The sequence below is a fragment of the Streptomyces sp. S3(2020) genome, assembly GCF_013044505.1.
Taxonomy (GTDB): Bacteria; Actinomycetota; Actinomycetes; order Streptomycetales; family Streptomycetaceae; genus Streptomyces.
The window spans coordinates 1-13857 of sequence record NZ_JABERD010000115.1 but is presented as its reverse complement, the minus strand read 5'-3'; the positions used below and the strand labels follow the sequence as shown (position 1 = coordinate 13857).

Here is a 13857-nt window from a genome sequence, read left to right as displayed (position 1 = left end):
CCGCACCCGCAGCGGCCGACTCCAGAAAGGCACATATCCCGTGACGGCGATTCCGAGCTTCACCGGCGACGCGAACCCGTACGGCGGCGGTGACCCGTACGCCGACTACCGCACCGCCGACTTCCCCTTCACCCAGTACGCCGACCTCGCCGCCCGGCAGCTCGGCGCCGGAGTCATCGCCGCCAACGACGAGTTCTTCGCCCAGCGCGAGAACCTGCTGCTCCCCGGGCCCGCCGAGTTCGACCCCGAGCACTTCGGGCACAAGGGCAAGATCATGGACGGCTGGGAGACGCGCCGCCGCCGCGGCGCCTCCGCCGGGCACCCGTGGCCGACGGCCGAGGACCACGACTGGGCGCTGGTCCGCCTCGGCGCGCCCGGCGTGATCCGCGGCATCGTCGTCGACACGGCCCACTTCCGCGGCAACTACCCGCAGGCGGTCTCGGTCGAGGGCGCGTCGGTGGCCGGCTCGCCCTCTCCCGAGGAGCTGCTGGGCGACGACGTGAAGTGGACGACCCTGGTCCCGCGCACGGCGGTCGGCGGCCACGCGGCGAACGGCTTCGAGGTGTCGGTGGAGCAGCGCTTCACCCACCTCCGCGTCAACCAGCACCCCGACGGCGGCATCGCCCGCCTGCGCGTGTACGGCGAGGTGATCCCCGACCCGCGGTGGCTGTCGGCCCTGGGCACCTTCGACGTGGTCGCCCTGGAGAACGGCGGCCGGGCCGAGGACGCCTCCAACCTCTTCTACTCCCCGGCCTCCAACACCATCCAGCCGGGCCGCTCCCGCAAGATGGACGACGGCTGGGAGACCCGCCGCCGCCGCGACCAGGGCAACGACTGGATCCGCTACCGCCTGGCGGCCCAGTCCCAGATCCGCGCGATCGAGATCGACACGGCGTACCTGAAGGGCAACAGCGCCGGCTGGGCCTCGGTGTCCGTGCAGGACGGCGAGAACGGCGAGTGGACGGAGATCGTCCCGCGCACCCGCCTCCAGCCCGACACCAACCACCGCTTCGTCCTCCCGGCCCCGGCGGTCGGCACCCACGCACGCGTGGACATCTTCCCGGACGGAGGCATCTCCCGACTGCGCCTGTACGGCTCCCTGACGGAGTCCGGCGCGTCGACGCTGGCGGCCCGCCACCAGGAGCTGGGCGGCTGACACCCCCACGCGCGCGTGGGGCACGGTGGACGGCTCGTGCGGTACGACAGTCACTGATGATCACCCGCACGCGTGCGTGGGGCGCGGTGACGGGCACCCTCGCGGTCGTCGCGATCCCGCACGCGCGCGTGGGGCGCACCGGGCCCGACAGCACCGGCGCGCCCCACGCGTGTGTCACGCCGCGTGGCCCCCGTCCACCGCGAACTCCGCACCCGTGACGTAGTCCGCAGCCGCCAGGTACGCCACCGTCGACGCCACCTCGTCGGCCGTCCCGAACCGCCCCAGCGCGGTCATCGCCGACTGGTCCGGGGCGTACGGTCCGTCCGCCGGGTTCATGTCTGTGTCGGTCGGGCCGGGGTGGACGATGTTCGCGGTGATGCCCCGGGGGCCCAGCTCCCGGGCGAGGGCCTTGGTGAGGCCGATCAGGGCCGACTTGCTGGTCGTGTAGAGGGTCCCGCCGGGGCCCGGCACCCGCTGGGTCATGCAGGTGCCGATGGTGATGATCCGGCCACCCGGCGCCATGCGCGTGGCCGCCGCCTGCGAGGCGAGGAACACGCCCCGGACATTCACCGCGAGCACCCGGTCGACATCCGCGAGCGACAGGCCCTCGACCGGACCCAGCACTCCCACGCCCACGTTGTTCACCAGCACGTCCAGGCCGCCCAGCGCCTGCGCCGCACGGTCCACCGCCCCCGCCGCCTCCCGCGCGTCCGCGGAGTCCGCCCGCAGGGCCACCGCACGGCGTCCCAGGGCCTCCACGGCCCGTACGACGTCCTCGGCCGCCTCCTTGCCGTTCACGTACGTGAGGGCCACGTCCGCGCCCTCCCGGGCCAGCCGTACCGCCGTCGCCGCGCCGATGCCGCGGCTGCCACCCGTGACGAGAGCCACCTTGCCGTTCAGAGAAGTAGTCATGGCTCCATCCCAGTGGCCCGCGGCCGCCCACGCTGGCGGCCGGCGGACACCGAGGTCGGGTGGCCGAAAGGGCGCGGGCGACTTCAGCGGCCTGAACCCGCCGACCTCGGCACCGATGAGTTGCGGGCGCCGGTGGGGTCTGAGCTGATGTCAACAGACCCCATCACAGAGAGAAGGCACCCGTCATGGGCAAGCTCGTCTCCCAGATGTTCATCACCCTCGACGGCGTCTACCAGGCCCCCGGCGGCCCCGGGGAGGACACCCGGGGCGGCTTCGAGCAGGGCGGCTGGACCGTTCCGTACGCCGACGAGGACTTCGGCCGGTTCGTGGACGAGGTCTTCGGCAACGTCGGCGCGTTCCTGCTGGGCCGTCGCACGTACGACATCTTCGCCGGGTACTGGCCGAAGGTGACCGACCCCGACAACCCCGTCGCCGCGAAACTCAACGGTCTGCCGAAGTACGTCGCCTCGTCCACCCTCACCGACCCCGAGTGGGCCAACACCACCGTGATCAGCGGCGACCTCGCCAAGGAGGTCACCGCGGCCAAGGAGCGCACCGAAGGCGACCTCCAACTGCACGGCAGCGGCGCCCTGGTGCAGTCCCTGCTCGCCCTCGACCTCGTCGACACCCTCCACCTGATGACCTTCCCGGTCGTGCTCGGCGCCGGCCGCCGCCTCTTCACCGAGGGCGCCCTGCCGACCGCCTTCACGCACCGGGGCGGCCGCATCACCTCGACCGGCGTCTCCATCCAGACGTACGACCTGGCGGGACGGCCGGAGTACGGCTCGTACGAGCTCCCCGAAAACGCCTAGTCGAGAGTCAGCCGCGCCGGTACGGTGATCGCTCCGCGTGCGAGCCACCGACGTCTCCACACCACCGCCGGAGACCGGGAGAGCCGCCCAGATGTCCTCGATCGCCGTACCGGGCGCCCTCGCGCCCCGCCGCACCTGGCTGACCGACCTGCCCGTCCTGTTCGTGGCGGTCGTGTGGGGCGCGAGCTATCTCGCAGCCAAGGACATCACCACTGCCCGTACGGTGATCGCGGTCCTGGTGCTGCGCTTCGCGATCGTCCTGCCCGCCCTGGTGGCCGTCGGATGGCGCTCGCTGCGCACCCTGAGCGCCGCCCAGTGGCGCGGGGCCGGACTCCTCGGACTGATCCTCAGCGTGATCTTCCTGCTGGAGACCTACGGCGTCGTCCACACCTCGGCCACCAACGCGGGCCTCATCATCAGCCTCACCATGATCTTCACGCCGCTGGCCGAGGCCGCCGTCACCCGCACCCGCCCCTCGCGGGCCTTCCTCGGTGCCGCCGCCCTCTCGGTGCTCGGCGTCGTCCTGCTCACCCAGGGCGGCGGCTTCACCCAGCCCTCCCTCGGTGACCTGCTCATGCTGCTCGCGGCGCTGGCCCGCACGGTCCACGTCCTCGCGATGTCCCGGGTCAAGGCCGTCCGGGGCGCCGACGCGCTCTCCCTGACCACGGTCCAACTCGGCGCCGCCGTAGTGGTGTTCGCCCTTCTGGCGACCGGTGCCGACGCCACGCCCTGGCAGACGGCCGTGGACTTCGGGCCGCGCGAGTGGGCCGGCCTGCTGTTCCTGTCCGTGTTCTGCACCCTGTTCGCCTTCTTCGTCCAGATGTGGGCCGTCCGCCGCACCTCCCCGTCCCGGGTCAGCCTCCTGCTCGGCACCGAGCCCTTGTGGGCCGCCCTGGCCGGTATCGCGCTCGGCGGGGAACGGCTCGGCGTACTGGGCCTGGCGGGTGGCGCACTGGTGCTTGTGGGGACCGCGTGGGGACGCCGGGCGGCAGGTTAACTCCGTGAAAACTCATGGGACTTGACGGGAAAATCTCCGGAGTTGTCATTGACATGCCACTGTCTACGCGCGTCATCATGAAGGCATGAGATTCCCCCCACGAATCACCCGCATCGGAGCGGCGGCCGCCGTTCTGTCCGCCCTCCTCGTCGGTGGCGCCGTCACCGCGGCACCGGCGTCCGCCGCGGTCGGCAGCATCTGCTACGGCGCTCTGCCCTCCCAGGCGTACGACACGCTGGAGCTGATCGAGGCCGGCGGCCCGTACCCGTACTCGCAGGACGGCGGTGTCTTCCAGAACCGGGAAGGCGTCCTGCCGAGCCAGTCGACCGGGTACTACCACGAATACACGGTCAAGACCCCTGGCTCCTCCACGCGCGGTGCGCGCCGCATCGTCACCGGTCAGAAGAGCCAGGAGGACTACTACACGGCCGACCACTACGTGACCTTCAAGCTGATCAACTACGGCTGCTGAAGCCGGTCGGCGCGGTCCCTCGTAGCGGATTCGAGGAACGGTGAGACCAGCCGGAGGTCCGGTCCGCGTTCAGCCGGACCTCCGGCTCTCCGCGGCGGCGAACAGCGCGATCGCCAGGACGACCAGGGCGACACTCGCGTAGAGCCCGTAGCCGTCGAGGAAGCCGACCCGCTGTACGAGTCCCCAGTGCCAGTCGGTGAACTCGTGCACCAGGCCGGCGACGCCCTGCACCAGGGCGAGGAATCCGAGCAGTTCCAGCAGTTGCTTCATGTGCATACGCTCGCCCCGCGGACCCCCCACGCACATCGGCCGCGGGGCGAGGCGTATGCGACGGAAGTCTGCGGTCCGCGCGGTCCGGCCGCGCCGAAAGTAGCCGGCCCGCCGACTTTGGTCGGAGATCGCGTCCGCGCGGAGGTGACACGGCCCCTGCGTGCGTAGATTTGTCGACCGTGAGTGGAGACGAGCCCGTAGCGGTGCCCCAGGCCTTCGCGGGGCGGCGCTGGCTGATGCCCTCGGCCGTCCTGAAGGAACTCGACCCGGACGGCGAGCGCCCCGGGCGGCGCCCCCGGCGCACCGCGCGCGACTGGCTCGTCGACTTCAGCTGCTTCGCGGTGGCCGTGCTCGTCGGCCTGGTCGGCGCGGAGGCGGTGACCTCCAACCCCCATGTCCCGGACGGCCTCGCCCACCTCGACCAGGTGATCGGCGCGATCGCCTGCGCCGCGGTGTGGCTGCGTCGCCGCTGGCCCCTCGGGCTGGCCGTCGCCTCGCTCCCCGTGGGATTCGTCTCGGACACCGCGGGCGGCGCCTGCCTCATCGCCGTGTTCACGCTCGCCGTGCACCGGCCGTTCCGGTACGTCGCGTGGGTGGGTGGGGCCTCCATGGCAGGGATCCCGCTCTACTTCTGGATCCGCCCCGACCCCGACCTGCCGTATCTCGTCACGGTCGTCATCTTCGTGCTGATGACCGCGGTGGTGGTCGCCTCGGGCATGGTCGTACGGTCCAAGCGGCAGCTCGTGCTGAGCTTCCAGGACCGCGCCCGGCGCGCCGCGACGGAGGCCCGGCTGCGGGCCGAGCAGGCGCAGCGGCTGGCCCGCGAGGCCATCGCCCGCGAGATGCACGACGTCCTTGCCCACCGGCTGACCCTGCTCAGCGTGCACGCGGGCGCGCTGGAGTTCCGGCCCGACGCGCCCCGGGAGGAGGTCGCCCGCGCGGCCGGCGTCATCCGGGAGAGCGCGCACGAGGCGCTCCAGGACCTGCGCGAGATCATCGGCGTCCTGCGGGCCGGGGAGCAGGACGACACGGGCCGTCCCCAGCCGACCCTCGCCGCGCTGGACGCACTGGTCACCGAGTCCCGCGAGGCCGGAATGAAGGTCGGCCTCGACACCCGCGTCACCGATCCCGCCGCCGTCCCCGCCTCCATCGGCCGCACCGCCTACCGCATCGCCCAGGAGGGCCTGACCAACGCCCGCAAACACGCCCCCGGCACCGAGGTCACCGTCTCGGTCGAGGGCGCGCCCGGCGAGGGCCTCACCGTGACCGTCCGCAACCCCGCACCCGAGGGCGAGGTGACACCCGTACCGGGGTCCGGGCAGGGACTCATCGGGCTGACCGAGCGGGCGTCACTGGCCGGCGGACGCCTTGAGCACGGGCCGGAGGACGGCGGGGGGTTCGGGGTGCGAGCGTGGCTGCCCTGGGCGTGAACCGGGCGGTGCGCGAGAGGAGTTCGACCCCTCACGTGAACCGGCCGGTGAACAACCGGTGTTCGGCTGCGGTCAGGCCCTGAACCCACGCCTTGTCCGCCCGCCAAGACGTGCCCGAGATCGATAACGTGGGTGCGTCATCAGGACTTTGGGGCCGCTGGGCCACGGGGGCGAGGTGAGGGCGTGGAGGCGACACCGTACGACCTGGGCACGCTGCTGTGGGAGATCCAGCAGACCATGAACGCGGGCGGGCTCGACGGACAGGACCTGGGCCGGCTGAGCACCCTGGTCCTCGACCGGCTGGGCTGCCGGACGGCGGGACAGGCGTACGACCGGCTCTACGACGACTGGACGCTCCTGCCCTCCGGCACCCTGCTGTCCGGCGTGCGGGCCGGGCAGGTGCTGAGCGTCCTGCCGTTGCTCCGTCTCGACCAGCCGCTGGCGGACCGCCGACGCGAGGACGAACTCCTGCGCGCGGCACGGGAACACGGCCCCTCCGACACACGCTGGCAGGCCGACGTCCTCGTCAAGAACCTCCTGTTCGGGGTCCAGCACCTCAGGGAGCCGGCGGACATGGAGGAGGCCCTCGCCCGGATCGAGGAGGCACGCGCGGCCCACCCGGACGGCGGGCCGGTACGTGACCAGCTGGACATCCTCCACGCGGGGCTGCACGCCCAGCTGGCCCAACTCGGCGGCGGCGAGGACGACTACGACGTGGCCGTGGACGACTTCGCCCGGCTGACCGCGCGTCCAGGCCTCGATGAGGGGTCCCGCACGATGATGCGGGCCCAACTCGCCCTGTTCCGGGTACACCAGGCGATACGCCGTGACGACGAGGCGATGCTCGCGGAACAGGTCCGTGTCCTGGACAGCACGCTCGCCCGCCTGCCCCCCGGCCACATGGACCGGCTCGCCTTCACGTCGAACATGGAGGCCGCCCGGGGCTACCTCGCGGTCATGAGGGCCCAGCGCACCGGACGCCTCGACCCCGTCCCGGAGGGCGCGCGGAACGCCGTACCCCTCGCCGAGGCACGCCGGCGGATCGCCGACCTGCCCCTCAACGCCCAGGCCGACAAACTCGCCGAGGCGGCCTTCAGCCGAGGCATGCGCGCGATGACCGCCCTGGACTACCACGGCACCCTCGAAGCCCGCCCGGGTCGCCTGGGCGTCGCACAGCGTCCGTGCCTCGGTCGGCGGACTCCGGGATTCGAGCCAACTCCGCGCCGCCCGAACGTCGTTGACACAGCCCCGCAGGGGTCTGCCGGGGTAGTCGTCGATGCCCACGAACAGGGCGTACACGGTAGGCATGGAGCGATCCTGCCCCATGGCACCGCAAGGAACAGCAAGGGCATGACGCTTGCGCCGCTGGTCGTCCACGGCAAGCCGGAGGACTTCGGCGAGGCCAGGAGCAGTGCATGACGCGGCTCGTGGTCACCCTGCCGTCGCGCTCATCAGCCTGGCCGCGGGGACTCCCGCCCGGTCCGCCCCTCGTGCGGTTCCTTGTGTTCCTCCACGGCCCGGCCCCGGCGTGCGCGGTGGCCCGGCGGGAGATCCACCGGCCGCGGTCCCGGCACGGAGTGCGGCTGCGTGGCCGACGACAGCCTGCGGGACCCCGAAACCGTGATTACGTAAGCCCCATGACCGCGATCAGACTGCTCCTCGTCGACGACGACCCGCTGGTCCGGGCCGGCCTGTCCCTGATGATCGGCGGTGCCGACGGCATCGAGATCGTCGGGGAGGCCGCCGACGGCAAGGACGTCGACGCGCTCGTCGACCGCACCCGCCCGGACGTCGTCCTCATGGACATCCGGATGCCGTCCATGGACGGCATCACCGCCACCGAACAGCTGCGCACCCGGCCCGACCCGCCCCAGGTCGTGGTCCTCACGACCTTCCACGCCGACGAACAGGTCCTGCGCGCCCTGCGCGCGGGCGCCGCCGGGTTCGTCCTCAAGGACACCCCGCCCGCGCAGATCGTCGACGCGGTGCGCCGGGTCGCGGCCGGCGACCCCGTCCTGTCGCCCACCGTCACCCGGCAGTTGATGCACCACGCGGCCGGCACCGCCGCCGACACCCGCCGGGCACGCGCGCGTGAGCGCGTCTGCGCCCTCAACGACCGCGAACGCGAGGTGGCCGTCACGGTCGGCCGGGGCCTGTCCAACGCCGAGATCGCCGCGGAGCTCTTCATGAGCGTGGCCACCGTCAAGACCCACGTCTCCCGGATCCTGGCCAAGCTCGACCTCAACAACCGGGTGCAGATCGCGCTGCTCGCGTACGACGCCGGGCTGCTGGAGGAAGGGGCCGAAGCCGCGGGAGCCGAGGATTCCGCGGAGGGCGGGCACTAGCGGGGCGTGCTGTCCGTTCCCTGTGTGAGGGGAAGGGATCTTCATGGCTGAAGTGGTCGACCTGGGAGAGTTCGGCGAGGCGTTCCGCACGGACCCGCATCCGGTGTACGCGCGACTGCGTGAGCGCGGCCCGGTGCACCGGGTCCGGCCGCCGGGATCCGACCCCGGCTACCAGGCCTGGCTCGTCGTCGGGCACGAGGAGGCGCGGGCGGCGCTCGCCGACCCCCGGCTGGCCAAGGACGGCCGCCGGATCGGCGTGACCTTCCACGAGGAGGAGCTGATCGGCCGCCATCTGCTGGGCGCCGACCAGCCCGAGCACACCCGGCTGCGCGCCCTCGTCACCCGCGCCTTCACGATGCGCCGCGTGGAGGAACTGCGGCCCAGGGTCCAGGAGATCACCGACGGCCTCCTCGACGCGATGCTGCCGTACGGCCGCGGCGACCTGGTGCAGTCCCTCGCCTACCCGCTGCCGATCACCGTGATCTGCGAGCTCCTCGGCGTGCCCGAGATGGACCGCACGGAGTTCCGGAAGCTGTCGACGGAGGTGGTCGCGCCCACCAGCCCGGAGAACTCCTACGACGCCGTCGTCCGGCTCGACGCGTACCTGCGCGAGCTGATCGAGGACAAGCGGTGCGCCGGACCGGGCGACGACCTGCTGAGCGACCTCATCCGCACCACCGCCGAGGACGGCGACCGGCTCTCCCCGCAGGAACTGCTGGGCATGGCCTTCCTCCTGCTGATCGCCGGCCATGAGACGACGGTCAACCTCATCACCAACGGCGTCCACGCCCTGCTCACCCACCCCGCCCAACTCGCCGCCCTGCGCGCCGACATGAGCCTGATCGACGGCGCGGTCGAGGAGATCCTGCGCTACGAGGGCCCGGTGGAGAACGCGACGTTCCGCTATGCCGCCGAACCCCTGGAGATCGCGGGCACCGCCATCGCTCGGGGGGACCACGTCATGGTCGGCCTCACCGCCGCCGACCGCGACGGCACCCGCTACCCGGCCCCGGACACCTTCGACATCCGCCGCGACCCCCGGGGCCACCTCGCCTTCGGCCACGGCATCCACTACTGCCTGGGCGCCCCCCTGGCCCGCCTGGAGGCGCGTACGGCGATCCGGAGCCTGCTGGACCGCGCCCCGGACCTCGCCCTGGACGGACCGCCGGGGGAGTGGCTGCCCGGGATGCTGATACGGGGGCTGCGGAGTCTGCCGGTGCGCTGGTGAAGCCGTACGGCAGCGGGCAGGCGCAAGGCCGTACGGGCGCCCGGCGGACCGCTCAGCCCGGCAGCTCCGTCATGCGCACCGGCCGCCGCTCCCGTCGCGACACCTCGCAGGCCTCCGCGATCCGCAGCGCCTGCAACGCCTCGCGCCCGTCGCAGGGGTTGGCCCGCTCACCTCGGACCACCTCGACGAACGTGTTCAGCTCGGCCTCGTAGGACGGCCCGAACCGTTCCAGGAACCCCGTCCACGGCTTGGTCGCGGCCGGCGGACCCGTCGGTTCCGTGGAGGCGATCGGTGTGCGGTCGTCCAGGCCTACGACGATCTGGTCCAGCTCTCCGGCCAGCTCCATCCGGACGTCGTAGCCGGCGCCGTTCAGCCGGGTCGCCGTCGCCGTGGCGAGGGTGCCGTCGTCGAGGGTGAGGACCGCCGCGGCCGTGTCGACGTCACCCGCGTCACGGAACATCGGGGGCCCGGCGTCGGACCCGGCCGCGTACACGTCCACGACCTCCCGCCCGGTCACCCAGCGCAGGACGTCGAAGTCATGGATCAGCGTGTCCCGGTACAGCCCGCCGGACAGCGGCAGCCAGGCGGCCGGCGGCGGCGCCTGGTCCGAGGTCAGCGCCCGCACCGTGTGCAGCCGCCCGAGCCGGCCCGACCGCACCGCCTCCCGGGCACCCACGTACCCGGCGTCGAAGCGGCGCTGGAAGCCCATCTGAAGAACGGTCCCGGCCGACTCGACCTCGCCGATCGCCTGAAGCGTGCCCGGCAGATCGAGGGCGATCGGTTTCTCGCAGAACACCGGCAGCGCCGAACGCGCCGCGCGGCCGATCAGTTCGGCGTGCGCCGACGTGGCCGTGGTGATCACCACCGCGTCCACGCCCCACCGGAAGATCTCGTCCACCCCCGGTGCCGCCGTCTCCCCCAGCCGGTTCGCGAGCTCCTGGGCCCGCGCACCGTCCGCGTCCGTGAGGATCAGAGAGCCGACATCGCGATGACGACTGAGCGTGTTCGCGTGAATGGTGCCGATCCGGCCCGTACCGATGACGCCGATGCGCATGTGAACAAAATGTGGCCGGGGACCCCACCCTGTCAATGCATATGTCCGGACAATCGAACTACACAACTTCCCGTCAACAGCGCGCGGAGCTACGCTCGGGCCCGTGCCGAAACCAGATGGGGACCCGACCGTGTCGCTCGAACTCAGTGTGGACCGGAGCAGCCCGGTGCCGTTGTACTTCCAGCTGTCCCAGCAGCTGGAGGCCGCGATCGAGCACGGAACGCTCACCCCCGGCAGCCTGCTGGGCAACGAGATCGAACTCGCCGCACGCCTCGGCCTGTCCCGGCCCACCGTCCGTCAGGCCATCCAGTCGCTCGTCGACAAGGGCCTGCTCGTACGCCGCCGTGGCGTCGGCACGCAGGTCGTGCACAGCCAGGTCAAGCGCCCACTGGAGCTCAGCAGCCTCTACGACGACCTGGAATCGGCAGGTCAGCGCCCCGCCACCAAGGTCATGGTCAACACCCTCGTCCCGGCCTCCGCCGAGGTCGCGGCCGCCCTCGGGGTGGCCGAGGACAGCGATGTGCACCGCATCGAGCGGCTGCGCCTCGCGCACGGCGAGCCGATGGCGTACCTCTGCAACTACCTCCCGCCCGGCCTGCTCGACCTGGACACCGGCCAGCTGGAGGCCACCGGCCTGTACCGGATGATGCGCTCCGCCGGAATCACCCTGCACAGCGCCCGCCAGTCCATCGGCGCGCGCGGCGCCACCGCCGCCGAGGCCGAGCGGCTCGCCGAGGCGGAGGGCGCCCCGCTGCTCACCATGCAGCGCGTCACCTTCGACGACACCGGGCGCGCGGTCGAGTTCGGCACCCACACCTACCGGCCGACCCGCTACTCCTTCGAGTTCCAGTTGCTCGTGAGGCCCTGAAAAGGTCCTAATGTCCGGACAATAACGGACGGAGTCGGCCTGGATGATCCGTGCGTCGAACGGCAACGCCCCCGCCCCTTTGCTCCCCCGCACAGCACCCTTACTCACGGTGAGGCAGAATCGGCCTCGATGAGCACCTACGGCAACTTCACCGCCCCCATCGGCTCCCGCCGCGCCCCCGTCCTGAGAACGGTCGGCACCCGGGAGCGCCGCTCACACCTGACCGCACCCCGCGTGCCGACGGTCGGTATCGACATCGGCGGCACCAAGGTGATGGCAGGTGTCGTCGACGCCGACGGCAACATCCTGGAGAAGCTCCGCACGGAGACCCCGGACAAGTCCAAGAGCCCCAAGGTCGTCGAGGACACCATCTGCGAGCTGGTCCTGGACCTCTCCGACCGCCACGACGTGCACGCCGTCGGCATCGGCGCGGCCGGCTGGGTCGACGCCGAACGCAACCGCATCCTGTTCGCCCCGCACCTGTCCTGGCGCAACGAACCGCTGCGCGACCGCCTCGCGGGCCGGCTCGCCGTGCCCGTCCTGGTCGACAACGACGCCAACTCCGCCGCCTGGGCCGAGTGGCGCTTCGGCGCGGGCCGCGGCGAGGACCACCTGGTCATGATCACGCTCGGCACCGGCATCGGCGGCGCGATCCTCGAGGACGGCCAGGTCAAGCGCGGAAAGTTCGGTGTCGCGGGCGAGTTCGGCCATATGCAGGTCGTGCCCGGCGGCCACCGCTGCCCGTGCGGCAACCGCGGCTGCTGGGAGCAGTACAGCTCCGGCAACGCGCTGGTCAGGGAGGCCAAGGAGCTGGCCGCGGCCGATTCCCCGGTGGCCTACGGGATCATCGAGCACGTCAAGGGGCAGATCGGCGACATCACCGGCCCGATGATCACCGAGCTGGCCCGTGACGGCGACGCGATGTGCATCGAACTGCTCCAGGACATCGGCCAGTGGCTCGGTGTCGGCATCGCCAACCTCGCGGCCGCCCTCGACCCGTCCTGCTTCGTGATCGGCGGCGGGGTGTCGGCCGCCGACGAACTGCTGATCGGCCCCGCGCGGGACGCCTTCAAACGTCAGCTCACCGGCCGCGGCTACCGCCCCGAGGCACGCATCGTCCGCGCCCAGCTCGGCCCCGAGGCCGGCATGGTCGGCGCCGCCGACCTCGCCCGCCTGGTCGCCCGCCGCTTCCGGCGCGCCAACCGGCGCCGGGTCGAGCGCTACGAGCGCTACGCCAAGTACACGGAGTCCCGCCGTACCACCCAGGGGCAGGCGTGAACCCGTCCGTGATCCCTTCGGTGCCCCGGCAGGGCGACTCCCCGGAGGGGCCGCGCCGGCCGACCGAGGACCGCCGCCACCGCAACCGCCGCCGGGCGCTCACCCTGCTCATCATCGTGCTGCTCATCGGCGTCCCGGCCGGTTATCTGGTGATCTCCGCGAACCAGAGCCGCAACAGCGGCAAGGACAAGGAGGCGAAGTACTCGGCGACCGGTCTCACCGCCGGCTGGCCGTCCAAGGTCCAGCGCCGCCTCTACCAGGTGCCGATCCCGCACCCCGCGGACCGGATCGCGTACTACGAGACCAACAACTGGAAGACCAGCCGCCTCTACGTCCAGTTCCGCACCTCCAGCGCGGGCCTCGACACCTTCCTCGCCGGCGTCGGCGTCAACCGCGACGACCTCAAGGAGGGCCAGATCACCATCGGCGCCCGCGACCAGAAGATCACCGGCTGGAAGTTCACCGGCCCCGGCCCCTGGTCGGGCCTCGTCCACAAGCAGAAGAACCCGGCGCCCACCCAGGACATCGTGGTGAACACCTCGGACCCGGCCAACCCGATGATCTACGTCGTCTCCCGCACGGTCCCGTAGCGGGCCGCGGCCCGTCGTCGGAGCCGATTGTCAGACCCCGCCCGTAGAGTCGAAGACGTCTGATCCGACACACGGGACGGGAGGTGGCAGGACGTATGGCTGACACGGTCGCGGTGGACGGGCGAGCGGCGGATGCGGTCCCCGTGCGACTCGCCGCCGTCTTCCTGCCCGCACCCCTCCCTCGCGAGGGCCGGATGGCCTTCTGGGACCCCGAGGACGGGCCGCTGCCCGACGGACACACGGATCTCACCGTCGTACGGCGACATGGCGCCGGAGTACGCCGCAGGACCGCCCCCGCGCTCGAACTGCCCCTGGCCGACCGATGGTGAATCACCGCGGACGGTCCGCGGTGGTCCGCTCCCGGTGTTCGACGACGGTCAGGGCTTGTCCCCCGCGAAGGAATAGGCGGCCCACGGTCCGGTGAGTTCGACCCGCGTTCCGGGGG

At 72.1% G+C, this 13857-nt stretch carries 14 protein-coding genes and 1 pseudogene; 12 read left to right on the top strand and 3 right to left on the bottom strand.

The genetic code is table 11. The annotated features are described in order from the left end of the window. Nucleotides 1-40 precede the first annotated feature (40 nt). Entirely contained in the window at nucleotides 41-1156 is a 1116-nt protein-coding gene (gene alc / locus HLK59_RS30385; RefSeq protein WP_171144750.1) for an allantoicase, read from the top strand. Between the two features lie 174 nt (nucleotides 1157-1330). Here the strand turns inward: alc and HLK59_RS30380 are convergent, their stop codons facing one another. Continuing rightward, nucleotides 1331-2068, bottom strand: coding sequence for an SDR family oxidoreductase (locus HLK59_RS30380; protein WP_171144749.1), 738 nt, complete (start codon nucleotides 2066-2068; stop codon nucleotides 1331-1333). 185 nt (nucleotides 2069-2253) lie between these two features. Between HLK59_RS30380 and HLK59_RS30375 the strand changes: the two genes are divergently transcribed. From HLK59_RS30375 to HLK59_RS30365, 3 genes are all read left to right on the top strand, one after another. Continuing rightward, nucleotides 2254-2880, top strand: coding sequence for a dihydrofolate reductase family protein (locus tag HLK59_RS30375; protein ID WP_171144748.1), 627 nt, complete (start codon nucleotides 2254-2256; stop codon nucleotides 2878-2880). 91 nt (nucleotides 2881-2971) lie between these two features. After that, entirely contained in the window at nucleotides 2972-3877 is a 906-nt protein-coding gene (locus HLK59_RS30370) for a DMT family transporter (RefSeq protein WP_171144772.1), read from the top strand. Nucleotides 3878-3962: 85 nt separating this feature from the next. Further along, nucleotides 3963-4349, top strand: a complete 387-nt coding sequence (locus HLK59_RS30365; RefSeq protein ID WP_171144747.1) for a ribonuclease domain-containing protein — start codon at nucleotides 3963-3965, stop codon at nucleotides 4347-4349. Between the two features lie 69 nt (nucleotides 4350-4418). Here HLK59_RS30365 and HLK59_RS30360 read toward each other — a convergent pair whose 3' ends face one another. Then, on the bottom strand, nucleotides 4419-4619 hold the full coding sequence (locus HLK59_RS30360) for a hypothetical protein (protein WP_171144746.1): 201 nt from the start codon (nucleotides 4617-4619) through the stop codon (nucleotides 4419-4421). A gap of 170 nt (nucleotides 4620-4789) precedes the next feature. Between HLK59_RS30360 and HLK59_RS30355 the strand changes: the two genes are divergently transcribed. The 4 genes from HLK59_RS30355 (at nucleotide 4790) to HLK59_RS30340 (ending at nucleotide 9622) form a co-directional block, all read left to right on the top strand. Then, nucleotides 4790-6049, top strand: coding sequence for a histidine kinase (locus HLK59_RS30355; RefSeq protein ID WP_240982728.1), 1260 nt, complete (start codon nucleotides 4790-4792; stop codon nucleotides 6047-6049). A 183-nt stretch (nucleotides 6050-6232) separates the two neighbouring features. Next, nucleotides 6233-7468, top strand: a complete 1236-nt coding sequence (locus tag HLK59_RS30350; RefSeq protein ID WP_171144745.1) for a hypothetical protein — start codon at nucleotides 6233-6235, stop codon at nucleotides 7466-7468. Between the two features lie 218 nt (nucleotides 7469-7686). Further along, complete coding sequence (locus tag HLK59_RS30345; RefSeq protein ID WP_171144744.1) at nucleotides 7687-8394, top strand: response regulator transcription factor; 708 nt, start codon at nucleotides 7687-7689, stop codon at nucleotides 8392-8394. 43 nt (nucleotides 8395-8437) lie between these two features. Then, nucleotides 8438-9622 (top strand): cytochrome P450, encoded by a 1185-nt coding sequence (locus tag HLK59_RS30340; RefSeq protein ID WP_171144743.1) that lies wholly within the window; start codon nucleotides 8438-8440, stop codon nucleotides 9620-9622. 52 nt (nucleotides 9623-9674) lie between these two features. On the opposite strand, the gene HLK59_RS30335 is transcribed toward HLK59_RS30340, so the two are convergent. Beyond that, complete coding sequence (locus HLK59_RS30335; protein WP_171144742.1) at nucleotides 9675-10676, bottom strand: Gfo/Idh/MocA family oxidoreductase; 1002 nt, start codon at nucleotides 10674-10676, stop codon at nucleotides 9675-9677. Nucleotides 10677-10806: 130 nt separating this feature from the next. Between HLK59_RS30335 and HLK59_RS30330 the strand changes: the two genes are divergently transcribed. The 4 genes and pseudogenes from HLK59_RS30330 to HLK59_RS30315 form a co-directional block, all read left to right on the top strand. Continuing rightward, nucleotides 10807-11544 (top strand): GntR family transcriptional regulator, encoded by a 738-nt coding sequence (locus HLK59_RS30330; protein ID WP_171144770.1) that lies wholly within the window; start codon nucleotides 10807-10809, stop codon nucleotides 11542-11544. A gap of 129 nt (nucleotides 11545-11673) precedes the next feature. Then, nucleotides 11674-12822, top strand: coding sequence for an ROK family glucokinase (locus tag HLK59_RS30325; RefSeq protein ID WP_171144741.1), 1149 nt, complete (start codon nucleotides 11674-11676; stop codon nucleotides 12820-12822). An 8-nt stretch (nucleotides 12823-12830) separates the two neighbouring features. Next, complete coding sequence (locus tag HLK59_RS30320) at nucleotides 12831-13412, top strand: sugar kinase (RefSeq protein ID WP_171144769.1); 582 nt, start codon at nucleotides 12831-12833, stop codon at nucleotides 13410-13412. A 95-nt stretch (nucleotides 13413-13507) separates the two neighbouring features. Then, a pseudogene (locus HLK59_RS30315) lies at nucleotides 13508-13732 on the top strand (hypothetical protein); the annotation flags it as partial. Nucleotides 13733-13857: the final 125 nt, after the last annotated feature.

Excerpts from the sequence above, each read along its gene's own strand:
- HLK59_RS30365 (WP_171144747.1), top strand. The coding sequence starts at position 3,963 with ATGAGATTCCCCCCACGAATCACCCGCATCGGAGCGGCGGCCGCCGTT.
- HLK59_RS30360 (WP_171144746.1), bottom strand. The coding sequence starts at position 4,619 with ATGAAGCAACTGCTGGAACTGCTCGGATTCCTCGCCCTGGTGCAGGGC.
- HLK59_RS30340 (WP_171144743.1), top strand. The coding sequence starts at position 8,438 with ATGGCTGAAGTGGTCGACCTGGGAGAGTTCGGCGAGGCGTTCCGCACG.
- HLK59_RS30370 (WP_171144772.1), top strand. The coding sequence starts at position 2,972 with ATGTCCTCGATCGCCGTACCGGGCGCCCTCGCGCCCCGCCGCACCTGG.
- HLK59_RS30375 (WP_171144748.1), top strand. The coding sequence starts at position 2,254 with ATGGGCAAGCTCGTCTCCCAGATGTTCATCACCCTCGACGGCGTCTAC.
- HLK59_RS30380 (WP_171144749.1), bottom strand. The coding sequence starts at position 2,068 with ATGACTACTTCTCTGAACGGCAAGGTGGCTCTCGTCACGGGTGGCAGC.
- HLK59_RS30335 (WP_171144742.1), bottom strand. The coding sequence starts at position 10,676 with ATGCGCATCGGCGTCATCGGTACGGGCCGGATCGGCACCATTCACGCG.
- HLK59_RS30325 (WP_171144741.1), top strand. The coding sequence starts at position 11,674 with ATGAGCACCTACGGCAACTTCACCGCCCCCATCGGCTCCCGCCGCGCC.
- HLK59_RS30345 (WP_171144744.1), top strand. The coding sequence starts at position 7,687 with ATGACCGCGATCAGACTGCTCCTCGTCGACGACGACCCGCTGGTCCGG.